General features: G+C 69.3%; 11 protein-coding genes and 1 pseudogene. 7 read left to right on the top strand and 5 right to left on the bottom strand.

Annotation, left to right across the window (positions count from 1 at the left end; all coding sequences use genetic code 11):
- Positions 1 to 16: 16 nt before the first annotated feature.
- Positions 17 to 568, bottom strand: coding sequence for a TetR/AcrR family transcriptional regulator (locus IMZ29_RS11355; protein ID WP_216183793.1), 552 nt, complete (start codon positions 566 to 568; stop codon positions 17 to 19).
- A gap of 71 nt (positions 569 to 639) precedes the next feature.
- Here IMZ29_RS11355 and IMZ29_RS11350 point away from each other — a divergent pair, with 71 nt between their 5' ends.
- The gene (locus tag IMZ29_RS11350) at positions 640 to 2,163 is read left to right on the top strand and encodes an MFS transporter (RefSeq protein WP_216183791.1); all 1,524 of its coding nucleotides are present in this window, start codon (positions 640 to 642) and stop codon (positions 2,161 to 2,163) included.
- Here IMZ29_RS11350 and IMZ29_RS11345 read toward each other — a convergent pair.
- Positions 2,147 to 2,506, bottom strand: coding sequence for a hypothetical protein (locus IMZ29_RS11345; RefSeq protein WP_216183789.1), 360 nt, complete (start codon positions 2,504 to 2,506; stop codon positions 2,147 to 2,149). The genes IMZ29_RS11350 and IMZ29_RS11345 overlap by 17 nt on opposite strands.
- Before the next feature lie 285 nt (positions 2,507 to 2,791).
- Between IMZ29_RS11345 and uvrA the strand changes: the two genes are divergently transcribed.
- A complete protein-coding gene (gene uvrA / locus IMZ29_RS11340) occupies positions 2,792 to 8,551 on the top strand; it encodes an excinuclease ABC subunit UvrA (protein ID WP_216183787.1) in 5,760 nt (1,919 codons plus the stop codon).
- Between the two features lie 122 nt (positions 8,552 to 8,673).
- Here the strand turns inward: uvrA and IMZ29_RS23310 are convergent.
- Together IMZ29_RS23310 and IMZ29_RS11330 are read right to left on the bottom strand one after the other, a co-directional pair.
- A pseudogene (locus IMZ29_RS23310) lies at positions 8,674 to 9,445 on the bottom strand (peptidoglycan DD-metalloendopeptidase family protein).
- A 157-nt stretch (positions 9,446 to 9,602) separates the two neighbouring features.
- Positions 9,603 to 10,979 carry a CoA transferase gene (locus IMZ29_RS11330; protein ID WP_216183785.1) on the bottom strand — a complete coding sequence of 459 codons (1,377 nt, stop codon included), beginning with the start codon at positions 10,977 to 10,979 and terminating at the stop codon, positions 9,603 to 9,605.
- A gap of 163 nt (positions 10,980 to 11,142) precedes the next feature.
- Between IMZ29_RS11330 and IMZ29_RS11325 the strand changes: the two genes are divergently transcribed.
- Genes IMZ29_RS11325 through IMZ29_RS11305 form a run of 5 tightly spaced genes read left to right on the top strand, consistent with a single transcriptional unit; the run spans position 11,143 to position 17,675 of the window.
- Positions 11,143 to 11,808, top strand: a complete 666-nt coding sequence (locus tag IMZ29_RS11325) for a TetR/AcrR family transcriptional regulator (protein ID WP_216183783.1) — start codon at positions 11,143 to 11,145, stop codon at positions 11,806 to 11,808.
- Positions 11,796 to 13,247, top strand: coding sequence for an efflux transporter outer membrane subunit (locus IMZ29_RS11320; RefSeq protein ID WP_216183780.1), 1,452 nt, complete (start codon positions 11,796 to 11,798; stop codon positions 13,245 to 13,247). Before IMZ29_RS11325 ends, IMZ29_RS11320 begins: the two co-directional genes overlap by 13 nt.
- Entirely contained in the window at positions 13,244 to 13,807 is a 564-nt protein-coding gene (locus IMZ29_RS23305) for an efflux RND transporter periplasmic adaptor subunit (protein ID WP_216183778.1), read from the top strand. The genes IMZ29_RS11320 and IMZ29_RS23305 overlap by 4 nt, the downstream gene beginning before the upstream one ends.
- The gene (locus IMZ29_RS23300) at positions 13,774 to 14,418 is read left to right on the top strand and encodes an efflux RND transporter periplasmic adaptor subunit (RefSeq protein ID WP_371820236.1); all 645 of its coding nucleotides are present in this window, start codon (positions 13,774 to 13,776) and stop codon (positions 14,416 to 14,418) included. The genes IMZ29_RS23305 and IMZ29_RS23300 overlap by 34 nt, the downstream gene beginning before the upstream one ends.
- Positions 14,415 to 17,675, top strand: a complete 3,261-nt coding sequence (locus IMZ29_RS11305) for an efflux RND transporter permease subunit (RefSeq protein WP_216183774.1) — start codon at positions 14,415 to 14,417, stop codon at positions 17,673 to 17,675. Before IMZ29_RS23300 ends, IMZ29_RS11305 begins: the two co-directional genes overlap by 4 nt.
- Positions 17,676 to 17,686: 11 nt before the next feature.
- Here the strand turns inward: IMZ29_RS11305 and IMZ29_RS11300 are convergent, their stop codons facing one another.
- Positions 17,687 to 18,547 (bottom strand): tRNA threonylcarbamoyladenosine dehydratase, encoded by an 861-nt coding sequence (locus IMZ29_RS11300; protein ID WP_216183772.1) that lies wholly within the window; start codon positions 18,545 to 18,547, stop codon positions 17,687 to 17,689.
- Positions 18,548 to 18,581: the final 34 nt, after the last annotated feature.

Here is an 18,581-nt window from a genome sequence, read left to right as displayed (position 1 = left end):
CACTGCGCTGCGCGGGCTATCCGCGGTGGCCGGGTGGCAACTGCGCCACGATGTCGGTGAAGACGCTGTCCCATTCGGCATCGGTCATCTCCACGAAGCCGAAACTACGCAGCAGAAACGTGCCTTCGGTCGCCAGAAAGGCCAGGCGTGCGCGCCGGCCTTCCTCGGTGGCCGGGTCGGCCAGATCCAGCCGCTCGCGGTACCAGCGCTGCATCGCCTGGCGCTGCCACGACACCTGCAGCAGCGCCGTCAGCATGGCGGCGGCGCGATCCCCTTCCGATGAATCCGTGTGGTGCGTGGCCTGGATATGGGCACGCAGCAGGGCCGCGCGGCTCGCCTGCGGGCCGGCCAGCGCCGCCACCTCAGCCTCGAATTCGGCGTTCCAGCGGTCGAACATGGCCTGCACCAGTTGATCCTTGGTGCCGAAAGCGGACTGCACGCCCCCCTTCGAAATGCCTGCTTCCTTGGCGACCTCCCCGATGGTGAGCGCGGTGATGCCGCGCGTGCGTACCAGGGTCTCGCATACGTCCAGCACGTGGTTGCGGTCGATGACCGGACTTCTTCCCATGCGGGCTGATCTCCTTTAAAATACGATCGTATTCAAAATTCGATGCGCGCCAAGCGGCGCCGACACACATCATGACCATGCTTCCCGATCCGCGCCGCTGGTGGGTGCTGGCCACGGTCTCCAGCGCCCTGTTGCTCATCGTCATCGACATGACGGTGTTGTACACCGCCTTGCCACGGCTCACGCACGACCTGCACGCCACCGCATCGGAAAAGCTCTGGATCATCAACGCCTATGGCCTCGTGATCTCGGGGTTGCTGCTGGGCATGGGGCCACTGGGGGATCGCCTCGGTCATCGGCGCCTCTTCCTGGCCGGGCTGGTCGTCTTCGGCCTGGCTTCGCTCGGCGCTGCCTTCGCGCCCAAGCCCGCGGTGTTGATCGGCGCGCGGGCCGCGCTCGCCGTGGGGGCGGCCATGATGATGCCAGCCACGCTGTCGCTGATCCGGTTGAGCTTTTCCGATACGCGCGAACGCGCCCTGGCCATTGGCATCTGGGCCTCGGTGGCATCCGGTGGGGCTGCGCTCGGGCCGGTGGTGGGTGGCGTATTGCTGGAACATTTCTGGTGGGGCTCGGTGTTCCTCATCAACGTGCCGATCGTCCTGCTGGCGATCGTCGCCACGCTGTGGCTGGTGCCTGCCAGGCCCGGCAATCCGGCGCGGCGGTGGGATCTCGTCGGCTCATTGCAGGCCATGGCCGGTCTCATGGGGCTGGCTTACGCCGTGAAGGAGTTGGGCAAGCGTGAGCCCGCGCTCGGCGTTGCCGCACTCGCCTTCGCGGTCGGCGCGCTTGCCCTGGTGGTCTTCGCGCGGCGTCAGCGTCGCAGCGACGATCCGATGATCGATCTCGCGATCTTCCGGCTGCCCGGGTTCGGCGCGGCGGTGGTGGCCGCGCTCGTCGCCGCCATCGCGCTCATGGGCGTGGAGCTCGCGCTCACGCAGCGTCTGCAGCTCGTGCTCGGCATGTCACCGCTGGCGGCTGGGCTGTACCTGTTGCCCCTGCCGCTGGCCGCGTTCGTGGCCGGGCCGGTGGCCGGCCGCCTGCTGCCCGTGGTGGGCAGCCGCCGTCTGCTGACCGGGTCGTTGCTGTTGGCGGGCCTGGGGGTCAGCGTGTATGCCGTGCTGCACACCACGCCGGGCACGGGCTCGCTTGCCGCCCTCGTCGCCGCGGGGCTGGGCGTGGGCGCGGCGTTCGCGGCGGCCTCCAGCACGATCATGGACAGCGCCCCGCCGGAGCGGGCTGGCATGGCGGCGTCGCTGGAAGAGGTGTCGATCGAGCTGGGTGGTGCCATGGGCGTCACGCTGATGGGGAGCCTGCTCGCCGCCGTGTACAGCCGGGCATTCGTCGTGCCGGCTGAGCTGGGCGTGCCGGCGTCTGTGCGCGACAGCCTGGATGAGGCGCTGATGGCCGCCGAATACATGCCCCAGGCCGCGGCACACGCGATGGTCGAGGCCGGTCGGCTGGCCTTCGATCAGGCCTTCATGGCGGTCCTGATCGCGGCTGCCGCGGTGCTGCTGGTGGCCGGCGTGACCTTGCTCGCGGCGCCGTTCGCGCGCTTCAGACGCTGGGAAAGGGGCTCCGTCACGGCACGTTGTTGAGCGATCCGCGCAGGTACGGAACGGCCTTGCTTGCGACCGACGACAGGATGTCGAAAAGCCCACTTCCCGCGTGGGCGGGCATGGTGCCACCCGCCACCGCCGAAAGGGCGTCGTCATCCAGCGGCCCCTGGCCGGCGGCATTGATCGAGGCAGGCGCGCCAGCGGCCGTGAGTGCGTTCAGCACGTCAGAGCGACCCAGCGGTGTGCCATGGGCCTCGGCTGCGTGGCACAGGCAGTCGACCAGGGATTCGAGCGTCGTTTGCTGTGCGAGCTCAGCGCGCAGGGCAGGATCTTGCAACAGCGTCTGCAGCGTGAGGACTTGTTGAGTCTCGATCGGGGGCATGGGTCAGGTTCCAGAAGGTCGGGGATGATGCATCGAGGCGTCGCTGGCTGATCCGTGCGGCGCAGTATCGTGGTGGCATTGTGCGTGGGGCGAGCCTCTCTGGCTATAGCTCGGATGTCCCATCGCGCAGCGATATGAGAAAACTCCTGTAAAAAAACACAGCATCGCCAATCGGGTGTAGGATGCCGGCTCGGGCCTGGCGCGCCACTTGCAAGGGGTGTGGCCACTTGCCACAAGCGCCCCGTGCGCCGCGCGCCCGCCTTTCACGACACGTCCCGCCTGCCCATGCCGACTCGCTCCAGCGATACCTCCGGCGACGCCGCCATCCAGATCACCGGCGCCCGCCAGAACAATCTCAAGAACCTCAGCCTCAGCCTGCCCACCAACGAGCTCATCGTCGTCACTGGCGTGTCGGGCTCGGGCAAGTCCTCCCTGGTCTTCGACACGCTCTATGCCGAGGGCCAGCGCCGCTACGTCGAGACCTTCTCGCCCTACGCGCGCCAGTTCCTGGACCGCATGGACAAGCCGCAGGTGGACCGTATCGACGGCATTCCGCCCGCCATTGCCATCGACCAGACCAACCCGGTGCGCAGCTCGCGCAGCACGGTAGGCACGATGACCGAGCTGAACGATCACCTGAAGCTGCTCTTCGCGCGGGCCGCCACCCTGTTCGACCGCGAGACCGCGCGCCCGGTGCGCCGGGACGATGCCGACACCATCTACGCCGACGTGGCCGCGCGCAGCGCGGAGCACCCGGACGCCCGGCTGGCCGTGACCTTCCCTGTGCGCGTGCCGGCCAATTTCACCGAAGACGAGATCCGCGCGTTCCTGGAGCGTCAGGGCTATACCCGGCTGCACAGCCGGGAGGCCGCGCCGGCGCCCGCACCCGCCGAGCCCGTCAAGGGCAAGGGCAAGAAGGACAAGGCTGGGGTGGCCGGCGACGTGATCCTGCACGTGGTGCAGGATCGCTTCCGCTTTGGCAACGCCGAGCGCGCCCGTGTCATCGAGGCCCTGGATGCCGCGCTGCGGCTGGGTGCCGGGCGCGTGGACATCCGCGTGCTGGGCGAGGCCGACGGCTCGGATGCCGCCGTGTGGCGCTACAGCGATCAATTGCATGACCCGGACAGCGGGCTGTCCTACGCCGAGCCCATTCCCAGCACCTTCTCGTTCAACTCGCCCCTGGGCGCCTGCGAGACCTGCCGCGGCTTTGGCCGGGTGATCGGGGTGGATTACGGCCTCGTCGTGCCGGACGTGAGCAAGACGCTGCGCGAAGGCGCCGTCAAGCCCTGGCAAAGCCCGAGCTTCAAGGAAATCCAGGACGACCTGGTCAAGTATGCGCCGGCCGAAAACATCCGCCTGGGCGTGCCTTGGCGCGATCTCTCCCAACGCGAGCGTGACTGGGTGCTGCAGGGCACGCCCAACTGGCAGGGCAAGGAAAGCAACTGGAATCACCAGTGGTACGGCGCGCGCCGCTTCTTCGACTGGCTGGAGAGCAAGTCCTACAAGATGCACATCCGCGTGCTGCTCTCCAAGTACCGCGCGTATACGCCATGTCCCACGTGCGAGGGCTCGCGGCTCAAGCCGGACGCGCTGCTGTGGCGCGTGGGCACCAAGGAAGACGCCGACGCCGTGCTGCCGCCCGGCGACGATCGCTACACGCGCTTCAAGCCCGTGCACACGGGCTGGAGCCGCGAGACGCTGGAAGCCCTGCCGGGCCTGCACATCCATGACCTGATGCAGCTGCCCATCGAGCGCGTGCGCGTGTTCTTCGACCGGCTGCGCCTGGATGGTGCGCTGGATACGGCCACCGAGCTGCTCTTCACCGAGGTGCGCGCGCGGCTCAAGTTCCTGTGCGACGTGGGCCTGGGCTATCTCACGCTGGATCGCCAGAGCCGCACGCTGTCGGGCGGGGAAGTCCAGCGCATCAACCTCACCACAGCGCTGGGCACGTCGCTCGTCAACACGCTCTTCGTGCTGGACGAGCCGTCCATCGGTCTGCACCCGCGCGACATGCATCGTGTGGTCGAGGTGATGCACCGCCTGCGCGACGCGGGCAATTCGCTTGTCGTGGTCGAACACGATCCGCAGGTCATGCTGGCCGCCGATCGCGTCATCGACATCGGCCCGGGGCCGGGCGAGCGCGGCGGGCACATCGTCTTCAATGGCACACCCGCCAGCCTGCGCGCGGCTGACACGCTCACCGGCGACTACCTCGCCGGGCGCCGGCGCGTGGAGGCGCCGCGCCCGCAGCCCGTCGCCGAGAAGACCCCCAAGCTCATCCTGGAGGGCGCACGCGAGCACAATCTGCGCAACGTCACCGTCGAGATCCCGCTCGGCCGCCTGGTGGCGATCACCGGCGTCTCCGGCTCGGGCAAATCCACGCTCATCCAGGACGTGCTCTACCCCGCGCTGCGCAAGCTCAAGGGCAAGCCCACCGAGACGCCGGGCGCGCACGATCGCCTCCTGGGCGACGATTGGCTGGCCGACGTGGTCATGGTGGACCAATCCCCCGTGGGCAAGACGGCACGCTCCAACCCGGCGAGCTACGTGGGTGCCTTCGATGCCATCCGCAAGCTGTTCGCGCAGGCCAAGGTCTCCAAGGAGCGCGGCTATACGGCCGGCACCTTCAGCTTCAACAGCGGCGATGGCCGTTGCCCCACCTGCGGTGGCACGGGCTTCGAGCACGTCGAGATGCAGTTCCTGTCCGACGTCTACCTGCGCTGCCCGGATTGCGACGGCACGCGCTTCCGTCCGGAGGTGCGCGAAGTCACCATCGAGCGTGGCGGCCGCGCCGCGTCGATCGCCGACGTGCTCGACATGACGGTGACCGAGGCGCTGGCCTTCTTCGCCGCCGGCGGCAAGGCCAACGACGTGCAGACGGGCCTCGCGCCGCTGGCGGACGTGGGCCTGGAGTATGTGCGCCTGGGTCAGCCCGTGCCCACCTTGTCCGGTGGCGAAGCGCAGCGCCTGAAGCTCGCCGGCCACTTGGCCGAAGCGGCGCGCAGTGGCATCGGCAGCGCCAAGGTAGCCAAAAAGGGTAGCCTCTTCCTCTTCGACGAGCCCACCACGGGCCTGCATTTCGACGACGTGGCCCGCCTGATGGGCGCCTTCCGCAAGCTGCTGGCGGCCGGCCATACGCTGGTCGTGATCGAGCACAACCTGGACGTGATCCGGGCGTCGGACTGGCTCATCGATCTGGGCCCCGAAGGTGGCGACGCCGGCGGGCAGATCGTGGCGGTGGGTTCACCGCAGGACGTGATGGGCAACCCCGCCTCCTATACGGGGCAGGCGCTCGCGGAGTACGAGGCTGCGCTGGGGGCGCCCGTGACGCTGCGCGTGGAGGAATCGCCGGCGGCCTATGCCGCGGCGCGTGGCGCCACGCGCGCCATCGAGATCCGCCACGCCCGCGAGCACAACCTGAAGAACATCGACGTCACCATCCCGCGTGACACCTTCACGGTCATCACCGGGGTGTCCGGCTCGGGCAAATCCACGCTGGCGTTCGACATCCTCTTCAACGAGGGCCAGCGCCGCTACCTGGAGTCGCTCAACGCGTATGCGCGTTCCATCGTGCAGCCGGCCGGCAAGCCGGACGTGGACGCCATCTTCGGCATCCCGCCCACGGTGGCGATCGAGCAGCGCACCAGCCGCGGCGGGCGCAAATCCACCGTGGCCACGATGACGGAAGTGCACCATTTCCTGCGTCTGCTCTACATGAAGCTGGGCACGCAATACTGCCCGGATTGCCAGGTGCCGGTGCAGGCCCAGAGCTTCGATGCCATTGTCGCGCGCCTGTTGCGCGAGCATCGCGGCCAGCACATCGGCCTGCTCGCCCCGCTGGTCACGGCGCGCAAGGGCTATTACACCGATCTCGCCAAGTGGGCATCCGGCAAGGGCTACACCCACCTGCGCGTGGATCGTGCCTTCACGCCCACTTCGCCCTGGCCGCGCCTGGACCGCTACCAGGAGCACACCATCGAGCTGCCTGTGGCCGACCTGGTGATCGACGCGGACCACGAGGCCGACCTGCGCCGCGCCGTGGCCGAGACGCTGGAGCACGGCAAGGGCGTGATGACGGTCGTGACCGAACTCACGCCGCGCCCGGCCGGCGGCGGCATCATCACCGCCGCGATGCGCCGCGCCGAAGGCCTGGCCGACGAGACGGAAGACCATGTCTTCTCCGTCAAGCGCGCCTGCCCGTGCTGCGGGATGAGCTTTCCCGAGCCGGATCCGCGCCAGTTCTCCTACAACTCCAAGCACGGCTGGTGCCCCGACTGCTTCGGCACGGGGGTGAAGCTGGCCGGGTTCGACGGCGAGCAGACGGGCGAGGAATCGGGCTGGAACGCCGGCTACGAAGGCGAAGTCGTGGCCTGCCCGAGCTGCCATGGCCAGCGCCTGAACCGCACCTCGCTGGCAGTGCGCTGGCGCGATCGGTCCATCGCCGAGCTGGCGTCGTGGTCCGTGGCCGATGCGCGCGGCTTCTTCCTGGGGCTGGATGCGAGCGGCCGCGAGGCCGAGATCGCCCGCGACATCTTCGGCGAGCTGCGCAGCCGCCTGGATTTCCTGGACCAGGTGGGCCTGGGCTATCTCGCGCTGGACCGTGCGGCACCCACGCTGTCCGGGGGTGAAGCCCAGCGCATCCGATTGGCGGCACAATTGGGCTCGAACCTGCAGGGCGTGTGCTACGTGCTCGACGAACCCACGATCGGCCTGCACCCGCGCGACAACCGCATCCTGCTCGATGCGCTGCAGCGGCTCGAAGGCAATGGCAATACCTTGGTCGTGGTCGAACACGACGAGGACACCATCCGTCGCGCTGCCCACGTCATCGACATCGGCCCTGGGGCCGGGGTGCGAGGCGGGCGCGTCGTGGCCCAGGGTACGGTCGAAGACATCATGGCCAACGAGGAGTCCACGACCGGACGCTACCTCGCCAGGCCGCTCGTGCATCCGCTGCAGGCGCCGCGGCCCATCGCGGACGACACGCCGTCCATCGTCGTCAAGGGGGCTCGCCGCCACAACCTCACCGGCGTGGACGCGCGCTTTCCGATCGGCCGTCTCACCGTGGTGACGGGCGTGTCCGGCTCGGGCAAGTCCACGCTCGCGCGCGACGTCGTGCTCGAGAACCTGGCGCGCGCCGTGGCCCAGCCCCGGGACGAAGGGTTCAAGCAATGGCAGGGTTGCGCGGGGATCGAGGGCTGGCAGGCCATCGATCGCGTGCTCGAAGTGGATCAGACGCCCATCGGCAAGACGCCGCGCTCGTGCCCGGCCACCTACATCGGGTTCTGGGACGCCGTGCGCAAGCAGTTCGCCGAGACGGCAGAAGCCAAGGTGCGCGGCTGGAGCGCGTCGCGCTTCTCCTTCAATACCGGCGGTGGCCGCTGCCCGGTGTGCGAAGGGCAGGGCATGCGCACCATCGAGATGAACTTCCTGCCGGACGTGAAGGTGGAGTGCGACGCCTGCCGTGGCGCGCGCTTCAATCCGGAGACGCTGGCGGTGCACATGCGCGGCAAGTCCGTGGGCGAGGTGTTGTCCATGGAAGTGGACGACGCCGTGGGCTTCTTCGAGAATCATCCTGCCGTGCGTCACCCGCTTGAGCTGATGCGCGACGTGGGCTTGGGCTACCTGACCCTGGGCCAGCCGTCACCCACGCTGTCTGGCGGCGAGGCGCAGCGCATCAAGCTCGTGACCGAGCTCTCCAAGGCGCGCATGACGGATGGCCTGCTGCGCACGGGCCGGGCAGGGCGCCTGCCGCACACCTTGTACGTGCTGGACGAACCCACCGTCGGCCTCGCGATGGCGGACGTGGAGAAGCTGATTCGCGTGCTTCATCGTTTGGTCGAGGCTGGCAACACGGTCGTCGTCATCGAGCACAACCTGGACGTCATCGCCGAGGCGGACTGGCTGCTCGACATGGGGCCGGAGGGCGGCACGGGCGGCGGGCACCTGGTCATCCAGGGCACGCCCACCGAGGTCATGGCGGCCCAGGGTTACTCGCACACGGGGCGGGTGCTGGCCGAGTTCATGGCGCAGAGCCAGGGCTGATCGCAAACGAAGTCGCCCTGACTCTAGCGCGCCGGGCTGCCCATAATGCGTATGGCACGGGCAAAGGGCGTGGATCCGGAAGGATCCACGCCCTTTGCCTGTCTGGTTACGCGAGCCGGCGCTCAGCGCTTGGGCAGCATGCGCAGCGGGTCGATCGGCTCGCCGTTGTGGCGCACTTCGAAGTACACGCCCACGCGGTCGCTGTCCGAGTCGCCCATTTCGGCGATCTGCTCGCCCTGGCGCACGTTGGCGCCTTCGCGCGCCGTGAGGCGGCGGTTGTGGGCGTACACGGTCATGAAGTTTGACGAGTGGCGGATGATGACCATGTTGCCGTACCCGCGCAGGCCCGAGCCCACGTAGGCGACATTGCCCGCGGCAGCGGCGCGCACGGGGGCACCGGCACTGCCAGTGATCGTGACGCCGGCACGATTGCCCGTGCGCACGGACGGCCCCTCGGCGGGCCAGACCAGGCTGGGCGCATTGGCAGGCACTCCCACCGTGGCGCGTCGCGCCGCTCGCGCGTCTGTGCGCCGAGCTGCCCGTCGGCGGCAGCGGCGCGTCGGTGCTGGCCGATGCCGGGGTTGCCGTGGGCGCCGCGCTGCGCGGATTCGCCGCCACCTGCAGCACCTGGGACACGTACAGGCGATCCGGGTTGGTCAGCTTGTTCCAGCGCACGAGGTCTTCGGGGCGCTGCCCGTAACGACGGGCAATGCTGGAGAGGGTCTCGTTGGCCTGGACGGTGTGATAGCCCGGTCCGTCGTGCCCCGAACTACCGCCCGTCTTGCTCGTGGTGCCGCAGGCGGCGAGCAGGGCGAGCGCCGCAGCGGCGGCAAGAAGGCGCAGGCGAGGCGCGAAAGCAGCGAAGGAGCGAGGTAGGGAAGAGGCGGGAGACATCGATGATTTTCTCGTAGGCCGCGCGGCCGTAGCAAGCCGCGGGCCTGGGGCACGACAGTACCCGTCAGTGTAAGGCCGACAGGCGCGCGCCCGCGCCGCCAACGAGCATCACGATGTCACCAGCGTGCGTCGTTTGCCTTGACATGGGCACATGCCATCACCATCGCGGCGCATGCGTTCCGGGCCGCATCGAGGGGCGTACGAACCCCGCGGGTGTGCGACCGAGTTGAATCGCGGGGCGCACGGCGGTGAGCGCGCCAAAGCCGGAGAACGAGGTACCCAGCCAGGGCAGCAGATCGGGTGGCGCGGCGTCCTGGCCGCCGGGAACACGGCCCAGTCCGCGCAGCCAGTGCCCCGTGCCTGCCAGCGAGACCTCGACGTGCCAGCTCCCGCCTTCCTGTTGCTGGCGCAAGAGGGCGGCGGCGGCACCGAAGGCCATCAGGTAGCCGGTCGCCTGATCCAGGATCTGCATCGGCAGCGGGCGGGGCTTGCCGTCGCCCGCCGCCTCGCCCTCCGCGTGGTTGAACCCCATGGCGGTCTGCACCAGCGAATCGAAGCCGCGCCGCGTGGCCCACGGCCCCTGGGTGCCATAGGCCGTGAGCGACACGTACACGATGCCCGGGCGGCGGGCCGCCACGGCGTGCGGTCCGAAGCCCAGGTCGTTCAGGCCGCCGGGCCGGTAGCCCTGGACGAAGACGTGGGCGCCACCGACGAGGCTGTCCATCGTGGCCTGGCCTTGTGGGGTGCGCAGGTCGATGTGGACCGAACGCTTGCCGCGGCTGGTATCCGCGATGGCGCCGATGTTGGGCAGGCGGGGCGAGTTCACCAGCATCACGTCCGCACCGAGGGCGGCCAGCGTGCGCCCACCGACGGGGCCGGCGAGGATGCGCGTGAGATCCAGCACGCGGATGCCGTCGAGTGGCCGCGCCTGCGGCGCCAGCGCGGGCAGGGCGAGGCCCGGGGCGTCGTCCAGTCGGCTCAGACGGACGAGGGGCAGGCCGGCCACGGCATGGCCCTGGGGCGTGGCGTCCCATTGGGCAAAGCTGCGCAGCGCCGTCACCACCAGGCCTTCGGCGGCGGCCGCGGCCTCGAAGTCTCGCGCGGCCCAGTCGCGCAGCGCATCCTGCGTGTCCTGTCGCGACGCGCCCGGCGCCAAGCCAAGCAGGCGCAGCGCACCGTCCCGGTGATGCGCGAAATTGGCATGGAGGCGCACGAATCCGTCCGCGCACGGGTAGAGCCCGGTGATGGGATCCCAGATGTTCGGCATGACGCCATCCAGCCGAAAGTGCCCGGTGCTCTCGGCGGCGGCGTGCGCCATGTCCACCGCCACCGCCTGGCGCGGTGCCCCGCGCGCATGCCCGACTTCGCAGGCCGCCAGCCCGGCGGCTGCCAGGGTGGTCTGGGCCGCGGCGCCCACGGCAAAAGAGGCCGGGAACACCGGATCGCTGCCCGTGAGGGTCAGGCGATCGAGTGCCGCATCGGGCAGCCCTTCGCCATGCCAGAGGTCTTTCACGATGTCGAACGGAATTGCCATGTCGGCCTCTCGCGCCAAGGGGTGCGGACACTGTAGCGCAGCCCTTGGCACGCCGGGTGCTTGCATCCTGTCACCAACTACCGACTTTTGTTAACGAACGATTGGTCGTTAAACGCCGTTCGTTCTTTACACTGACCGGCCTGTTCACCCTTGCGAACCGGCCGTGACCGATTCTCCTCCCTCGCCTGATACGCCGCCGTCGCGGCGCAAGCGCATCCGGCTGTCGCCCGATGTGCGCCGTCACCAGATCCACGACGTGGCGCTCGAGGCGTTCAGCACGCTCGGCTTCGCGGGCACCTCGATGGACCGCATTGCCCGCGGCGTGGGCCTGTCCAAGGCTGGCCTCTATGCGCACTTCGCCAGCAAGGACGACATCTTCGAAGCGCTGCTCACGGATCACCTGCTCGGCCCGCCGCTGGACGGCATACTCGCGGCCGACCCGGCGCGCTCGCTGGAAGACACGGTCGATGCCTTTCTCGACGCCTGTTATGCCAGTGTCAACAACGCCCGCTCGCTGGGGATCTTCCGCCTGTTGGTGGCCGAGAGTGGCCGCGCGCCGGATTTCATGCGGCGCTGGCATGCCACGGTGTTCGCGCCGCACGAAGCGGCCCGTGATCAGGCCGTCGATCAGGCGGTGAGCCAGGGGCTGTTGCCGCGCAATGTGCTGACCGAGAACTTTGGCCTCGCCCTGGCGCCGGCCTTGATGGCCTTCGTGGGGCAGCTTCTGCTGGGGGGGGAGGCCGCCCGGGAACGCATTGCAGCCATCCGGGCCAGTCATCGCGAGCTCTTGCTGATCCTGTTGGACAAGGAGCGCGGATGCCGGCGCTGAACGTGACGATGGCCCGACGCCTGGGCCTCGCCTGTGTGACTCTGCTGCTGACGGCATGTGCCGTGACGCCGCCCGAGCACCCACCCCCTGCCGTACCGCTGCCCGCGCAGTTCGCCGCGGCACCGGTCGCAGCCAGTCCCGCCAGCGAGCGCTGGTGGGAGGCCTTCGGCGACAGTCAGCTCGATGCGTTCGTGCAGGACGCCCTGGATCGCAACCCCGGCATCGGCCAGGCCATCGCCCGTGCGCGCATCGCCGAGGCGCAGGCCCGGGTGGCGGGGGCCGACCGCCTGCCCCAAGCTGGCGTGGGCCTGAACAGCAGCCGTCAGCGGCAAAGCCTGCCGGCGTTTCCCGGTGTGGAGGAGGGTGGGCACACCACGATCAACAACCATGCCTTGTCGCTGGATGTGAGCTGGGAGCTTGATCTCTGGGGCCGGCTGGGCGCGATGACGACGGCCGCCCGCGCCGACGCCCTGGCCGCCCAGGCGCAACTGCGCGGCGTGCGGCAGGCCATCGCCGCGGAAACGGCCCGGCTGTACCTCACCATCGTCGAATCGCGTGCGCAGGTCGATCTGTCCACGCGCACCGTGGAGGCGCTGACCGAGATGGCGCGGCAGATCGACAACCGCGTGCAGGCGGGCATCGCCGCGCCCTCGGACGGGATGCTCGCCAATGCCAACCTGGAGTCGGCGCGCGCCGGCCTGGAGCAGCGCCGCGAGGTGCTGGCCCGCGCGTTGCGCCAGCTCGAGATTCTGATGGGGGACTATCCGTCTGCCACGCTGGCGACCGCCGACACCTTGCCTCCCGTGCCTGCGTTGCCGGCCACGGGCGTGCCCGCCGAGCTCCTCGCGCGGCGCCCGGACGTGCTCGCCGCGGACTGGATGCTGCAGGCCGCCGGCTACCGCCTGGGCGCGGCTCAGCGCAGCTTCCTGCCCTCGCTCACGCTGTCCGCTTCGGGCGGTGCGGCGGCGGGCAGTCTGGCCGATCTCTTTCAAAGCGGCAACGTGGTCTGGTCCATCGCCGGCAGCCTGCTGCAGCCGATCTTCCAGGGCGGCCGATTGCGCGCCCAGGTGGATGTGACCGGCGCGCAGCGCGACGAAGCGCTGCACAGCTATGCAGAGACCGCCTTGACGGCGCTGGCCGAAGTCGAGACCGCGCTGGCGGTCGACGACTACCTCGATCGACGCGAAGCCGCGCTGGACCTGTCCGCGGCGGCGGCCGAGGAGGCCGTGCGGGTGTCGTTCAACCGCTATCTGCAGGGCATCGATCCCTTCCTGAACGTGCTGGAGAGCCAGCAACGCGCGCTCGATGGTCGCAGCGCGCACATCGCGGCGCGCCAGGCCCGCCTGGACAACCGCATCGATCTGCACCTCGCCCTGGGGGGCGGATTCGCCGACCCACCGCCTTCCGACTCCTCGCCTTCGACGGTCTCTCTGCCATGATGCACCGGCTCCTGCCCATCGCCTGCGCGTTCGCGCTGGCCGCCTGCGGTTCCAACGATTCCGATGCTCCCGCAGCCGACGCGGCGCGCGACGAAGCCCCCGCGGTGAGCGTGCGCGTGGCACCTGCCGAGGTGACCGACATCCAGTCCTGGGCGTACAGCCAGGGCACCGCACGCGCCATCCGGCGCGAGTTCCTGAGCTTCACGGAGGCCGGCCGCGTCACCCACGTGGACGACGCGCTGCGCGTGGGCAGCCGCGTGAAGACCGGTCAGCTGATCGCGCACCAGGCGCCCGAGCGCGTCCAGGCCGACTTCAATGCGGCGCGCGCGGCCTTGCGCGAGGCCGAGGCCAGCCTGCAGCTCGCCCGGGTGACGCAGTCGCGCTACCGCACGCTGGTCGAGCAGCGCTCGGCCTCGCAACAGGAGCTCGACCAGGCGCGGGTGGAGGTCGAGCAGGCCTCGGCGGCGCGCGACAGCGTCGCGCGCAGCTCGCGCAGGCGCAGGTGGGCGTGGACGACTCGCGGCTCGTGTCGCCGATCGACGGCGTGCTGGCGCGCCTGAACATCGAGCAGGGGCGCTACTTCTCGCCCCAGGCCGTGGACAGCAGTTCGGAGCAGGGCGCGCTGCGCACCGTGCCTGCGCTGGTGATCGACCCGTCCCGCTTCGAGATCCGCGCGGACCTGCCGTCCTACGCCTTCCAGGACATCCAGGCAGGCGCGCGGGCGCAGGTGGGCGGGCAGCCACCGCGCGATGGCGACGCCATGGATCCGGAGACGATGAAGGACGTGATCGCGGGCACCGTGCACGCCGTCAGCCCGTCGCTGGATCCGGAGACCCGGACGTTCGAGGTCATCGTGCATACGACGTCCGAGGCGCCGCGATTGCAGGACGGCGCCTTCGTGGCGCTGTGGATCGCGCGACCCGCGCAAGCCGCGGTGCTCACGGTCCCGCTCGATGCGGTCCGGCATCGCAATGACCAGTCTTTCGTGTTCGTCGTCGATACCGAGCGTGGCGTGGTGGCCGAGCGTCGCGTCATGCTGGGGCAGCAGGCGGGCGACCGCCGGGCCGTACTTTCCGGCCTCGAGCCGGGCGACGCCGTGGTCACCGATGGTCGCGCTCGCTTGACCGATGGCCAACGCGTGCGCGTGATCACCTCGGGAGAAGGCGCATGAGTGCAGGCCGACCGCCCGAGGCGGCACTCCCTGCACCTGCCTCTGCCGAGACCGGGCGCGCACCCGAGTCCGCCGAGGTGCGTGATGCCCCTCGCTGGCAGCGTTTCTTCTTCCTCAAACCGATCTTCGGCATCCTGCTCCTCGCCACCCTGACGCTGGGCGGCCTGCTGGCCTACACGCAGCTGCTGAAGGAGGCCTTGCCGGATCTGGACATTCCCCAGGCCACCATCACCACCACGTGGCCGGGCGCCGATCCGCGAACGATGGAAGAGCAGGTCACCGACGTCATTGAGGATGAGGTGACCAAGCTGCGGGGTGTGCGTACGGTCAACAGTGCGTCGTTCGATTCCTACTCGCTCATCTCGGTGGAGTTCGATGCCTCCGTCGACACCATCGATGCCATGACGCGGCTGCGCGCGAGCGTGGCCGATGCCGAGGCCGAGCTGCCGGCGCAGGTGGAAAGTCCCTACATCAACCAAGTGTCGGTGGACGACCGCCCGATCTTCACCCTGGTGCTGCATGGCGATGCGGGCTCGGCCACGCTGAACGAGCTAGGCCGGCGCCTGCGCGACACGCTGGAGCGGGTGGCCGGCGTCAACGAGGTGGACATCGGCGGCGAGCGCGAGGACATCGTGCAGATCCTGCTGCGCCCGGATCGCATGCTGGCGCTGGGCCTGTCGCCCACCACCATTCGCAATGCCGTGCAACAGGCCAACGTCGAACAGCCCTTCGGCGAGATCCGCAGCGACGACATCGGCGCCGTGGTGCGGCTGGAAGGGCGGTTTCGCGACGTGGCCGACCTGCGCGCGCTGCCCGTGGCCCGCGTGGAGGCGGGCGGCTCGGCCCGGGCCATTCGCCTGGACGAGGTGGCCCGGGTGCAGCGCATGCAGGAAACGGAGACTGCGCGTGCCTTCCTGAGCCAGGGGGGCGAGGATTTCCGGCCCTCCCTGGAGATCTCGGTGCGCAAGTCGCCGGGGGCGGACACCGTGCTGCTCGTCGAGACACTGCGCGCCACGCTCGAGGACATGCAGCAGACCGGCAACTGGGCGCAGGGCGTGAGCTACACGGTCACGCAGGACGAGGCCGAGCAGATCTGGCGCTCGCTCACGGATGTCTTCGTGAGCGCGCTGCAGACGATGGCCATCGTCTTCGTTATTCTCTTCATCACGATCTCCTGGCGCGAAGCCATCGTGGCGGGGCTCTCGGTGCCGGTCACCTTCGCCGGTGTGCTGCTCGTCATCCTGATGCTCGGCTATTCGCTCAACGAGCTCGTCATCATCGGCATGGTGATCGCCCTGGTGATGATCATCGACGTCTTCATCGTGCTGATGGAAGGCGTGCACGATGAGATCTATCGAAACGGCCGCACATTCGGGCAGGCGGTGCTGGCCACCGTCAAGCGCTACGCGATGCCGACGTTCGCGGCACAGGTCACCACCATCCTCGCGCTGGTGCCGTTGATGTCCATCAGCGGCACGTCGGGCGAGTTCATCCGGGTGCTGCCGGTCACCACGGTGATCTGCCTGTTGCTTTCCTTCCTCGTGGCCATGCTGTGCTCGCTGCCCTTGTCGCGCGCGCTGCTGGGCCGCCAGCGCAAGCCTGAGACCGCGGAGGCGCAGAGCCGGGCGGATCGCGTCACGCAATGGTCGGTGGATCGGCTGGAGCGCTGGAGTGCCCGGCACGTGGTGGCGAGTCGTCGCCAGGCCTGGTTGTGGGTGGTGGGCGCGCTGGTCGTGTTCGTGCTCTCACTCTTTGCCTTCACGCAGACCCGGATCGAGCTCTTCCCGCCCTCGGATGGCGAGCGCCTGGGCATCAACATCGAGCTGCCGCCCACCGTGACCCTGGACGGCTCGCAGCAGGTGGCGGATCAGGTGGGGGCCCTGCTCAAGGACAAGCCCTACTTCCAGAATGTCGTGAAGCTCGTCGGGCGCAAGAGCCCGTTCGCGGGCGGCTCCATGTCCTCGGCCCTGCAACCGAACGAGGCAGAGAACTTCATCGGCTTCTCGGCGATCTTCCGCCCGCGTGTCGAGCGCGACGCGGATTCCTTCATCATCGCCGAGCAACTGCGCAGCGAACTTGCGGACTATCTTGCCGCCCATGTCGCCGGGGCGGATCTGCTCGTCGTGCCTGAATCCGGTGCGCCCACGCCGGGCGACCCGATTGAGCTCGAGTTGGTGGGCAGCGACATGGACATGCTGCAGTCGCTGTCGCAGCAGGTGCAGGCCGAACTGAGCGCCACGTCCGGGGTCGTGGACGTGCGGGACAACGTGGGCGCGCTCAAGCCACAGATTGCCCTGAGGCCCGATCGCGAAGCCGCGAGCTTCTTCGGCCTGAGTCAGGAGGAACTGGCCTCGCAGATCCGCATCGCGTTCAGCTCGGACGAGATTGGCACCTTCATCACCGCCGACGACACGGACAACATCGACATCCGCCTGGGCACCGAGTGGCCCAGCCGGCCGGGCGAAGCAGGCGGTCCGCGCAACGTGGACGAGCTCTCGCAGATCCGCGCGTTCCTGCCCGAGGGCGGCTCGATCGACATGGCGCAGCTCGTGCGGCCGGTGCAGTCCGAGGCAGCCATCGCGATCTCGCACGTCAACGGTGAGCGCGCGCTCACGGTGATGGCCAAGAATCAGGGGCGCACGGTGTCGGAGATCATGGCGGACGTCATGCCACGCCTGCAGGCCATGCAGGCGGACTGGCCCGCTGGCTACCGCATCAACGTCGGCGGCGAATCGGCGGACACGGCCGAGACCTTCGGGTCGGCCGGGATCGCGCTGGTGATCGCGATCGTGCTGGTCGTGGGCGTGATGGTCATCGTCTTCAGCAGCTTTCGACAGGCCTTCATCATCTTCGCGACCATGCCGCTCGCCATCATCGGCGCGGCCCTGGGTTTCTGGGCCTTCGGCATCTCGTTCTCGTTCTTCGCGATGATCGGACTGGTCTCGCTGATCGGGATCGCGGTGAACAACGGCATCATCATGGTCGACACCATGAACAGCTTCCTGAAGGAGGACATGAGCGTGCCGGAAGCTGCCGCGGCCGGCTCCGCGCGCCGGCTGCGCCCGCTGCTCACGACGGCGGCCACGACCATCATCGGCCTGATTCCGCTCGCGATCAGCAACGACGTCTACCGGCCACTGACGCTCGTCATCATCTTCGGCCTCATCTCGGCCACGGTGCTGGCCTTGTTCGTGGTGCCTGCGCTGTACCTGCTGCTCACGCCGGCCGACGCCAATCGCGAAGCGTCGCTGGATTGAGCGGCCTGCCGTCAGGCAAACACGTGGCGCAAGGCCTCGTGGGCGGCGGCTAGCCCCATGGCCGCCGTCACCGTGACGATGGAGCCATAGCCCGCGCAGGACAGCCCCTGCGGCGCGGCGGCCGCACGCAGCGGTGCGGTGAGATCATTCGCCACCGCGGGCACCGCCGGCACGGCGCAGGGCTCGGCGAGCGCGGGCCGGCGCACCGGCTCGTCCACCCACAGCGCGCGTACGTGCATCCGCGGCACACGCCGCGGTGCCTTGCCGGCGGCAGGCGCCGCGCGCGGGTAGCCGTGGTGCTTGCGCAATTCGTTGCGCAGGCGGGCGAGCAGGGCGTCGTTGACCGATTCGGACAGGTCGCCCGCGCGCAGGGCGAGGGGATCCGTCTTGCCGCCGGCACCACCGCACACGATCAGGGGCAGCTTGTGCCGCCGCGCGTGCAGGATCATCGCGATCTTGGCGCGGGCCTGGTCGGTGGCGTCGACGATGGCGGTGAAAGGCCCCGCGAGCACCTCACCGACGTTGTCCGGCTCGACGAAGTCGTCGACCAGCGTGAGACGACAATCCGGGTTGATCTGGCGAATCCGCTCGGCCATCGCCTCGATCTTGGCCGCACCCAACGTGGCTTCCAGCGCATGCACCTGGCGGTTGATGTTGGATTCGGCCACGTGGTCGAGATCGATCAGGGTGAGCGCGCCCACCCCGCAGCGGGCCAGCGCCTCCGCCGTCCACGAGCCCACCCCGCCGATGCCGGCGATGGCGACGTGCGCGCGGGCCAGGCGTTCGTTGGCCTCGCCCCCGTGCAGGCGCTGCAGGCCGCCGAAGCGGCGCTCCGCCGTGCCGGATGAAAGGAGGCTTGCGGGTTCTTGCATGACAGATTCCGGGAATTGAAGGCGGTTCGCGGCG

Origin of the sequence: Verticiella alkaliphila, from assembly GCF_018904615.1 — a bacterium.
Taxonomy (GTDB): Bacteria; Pseudomonadota; Gammaproteobacteria; order Burkholderiales; family Burkholderiaceae_B; genus Verticiella; species Verticiella alkaliphila.
Note: the sequence above shows the minus strand (reverse complement) of the source record. Positions and strands in the feature narration are given on the sequence as shown.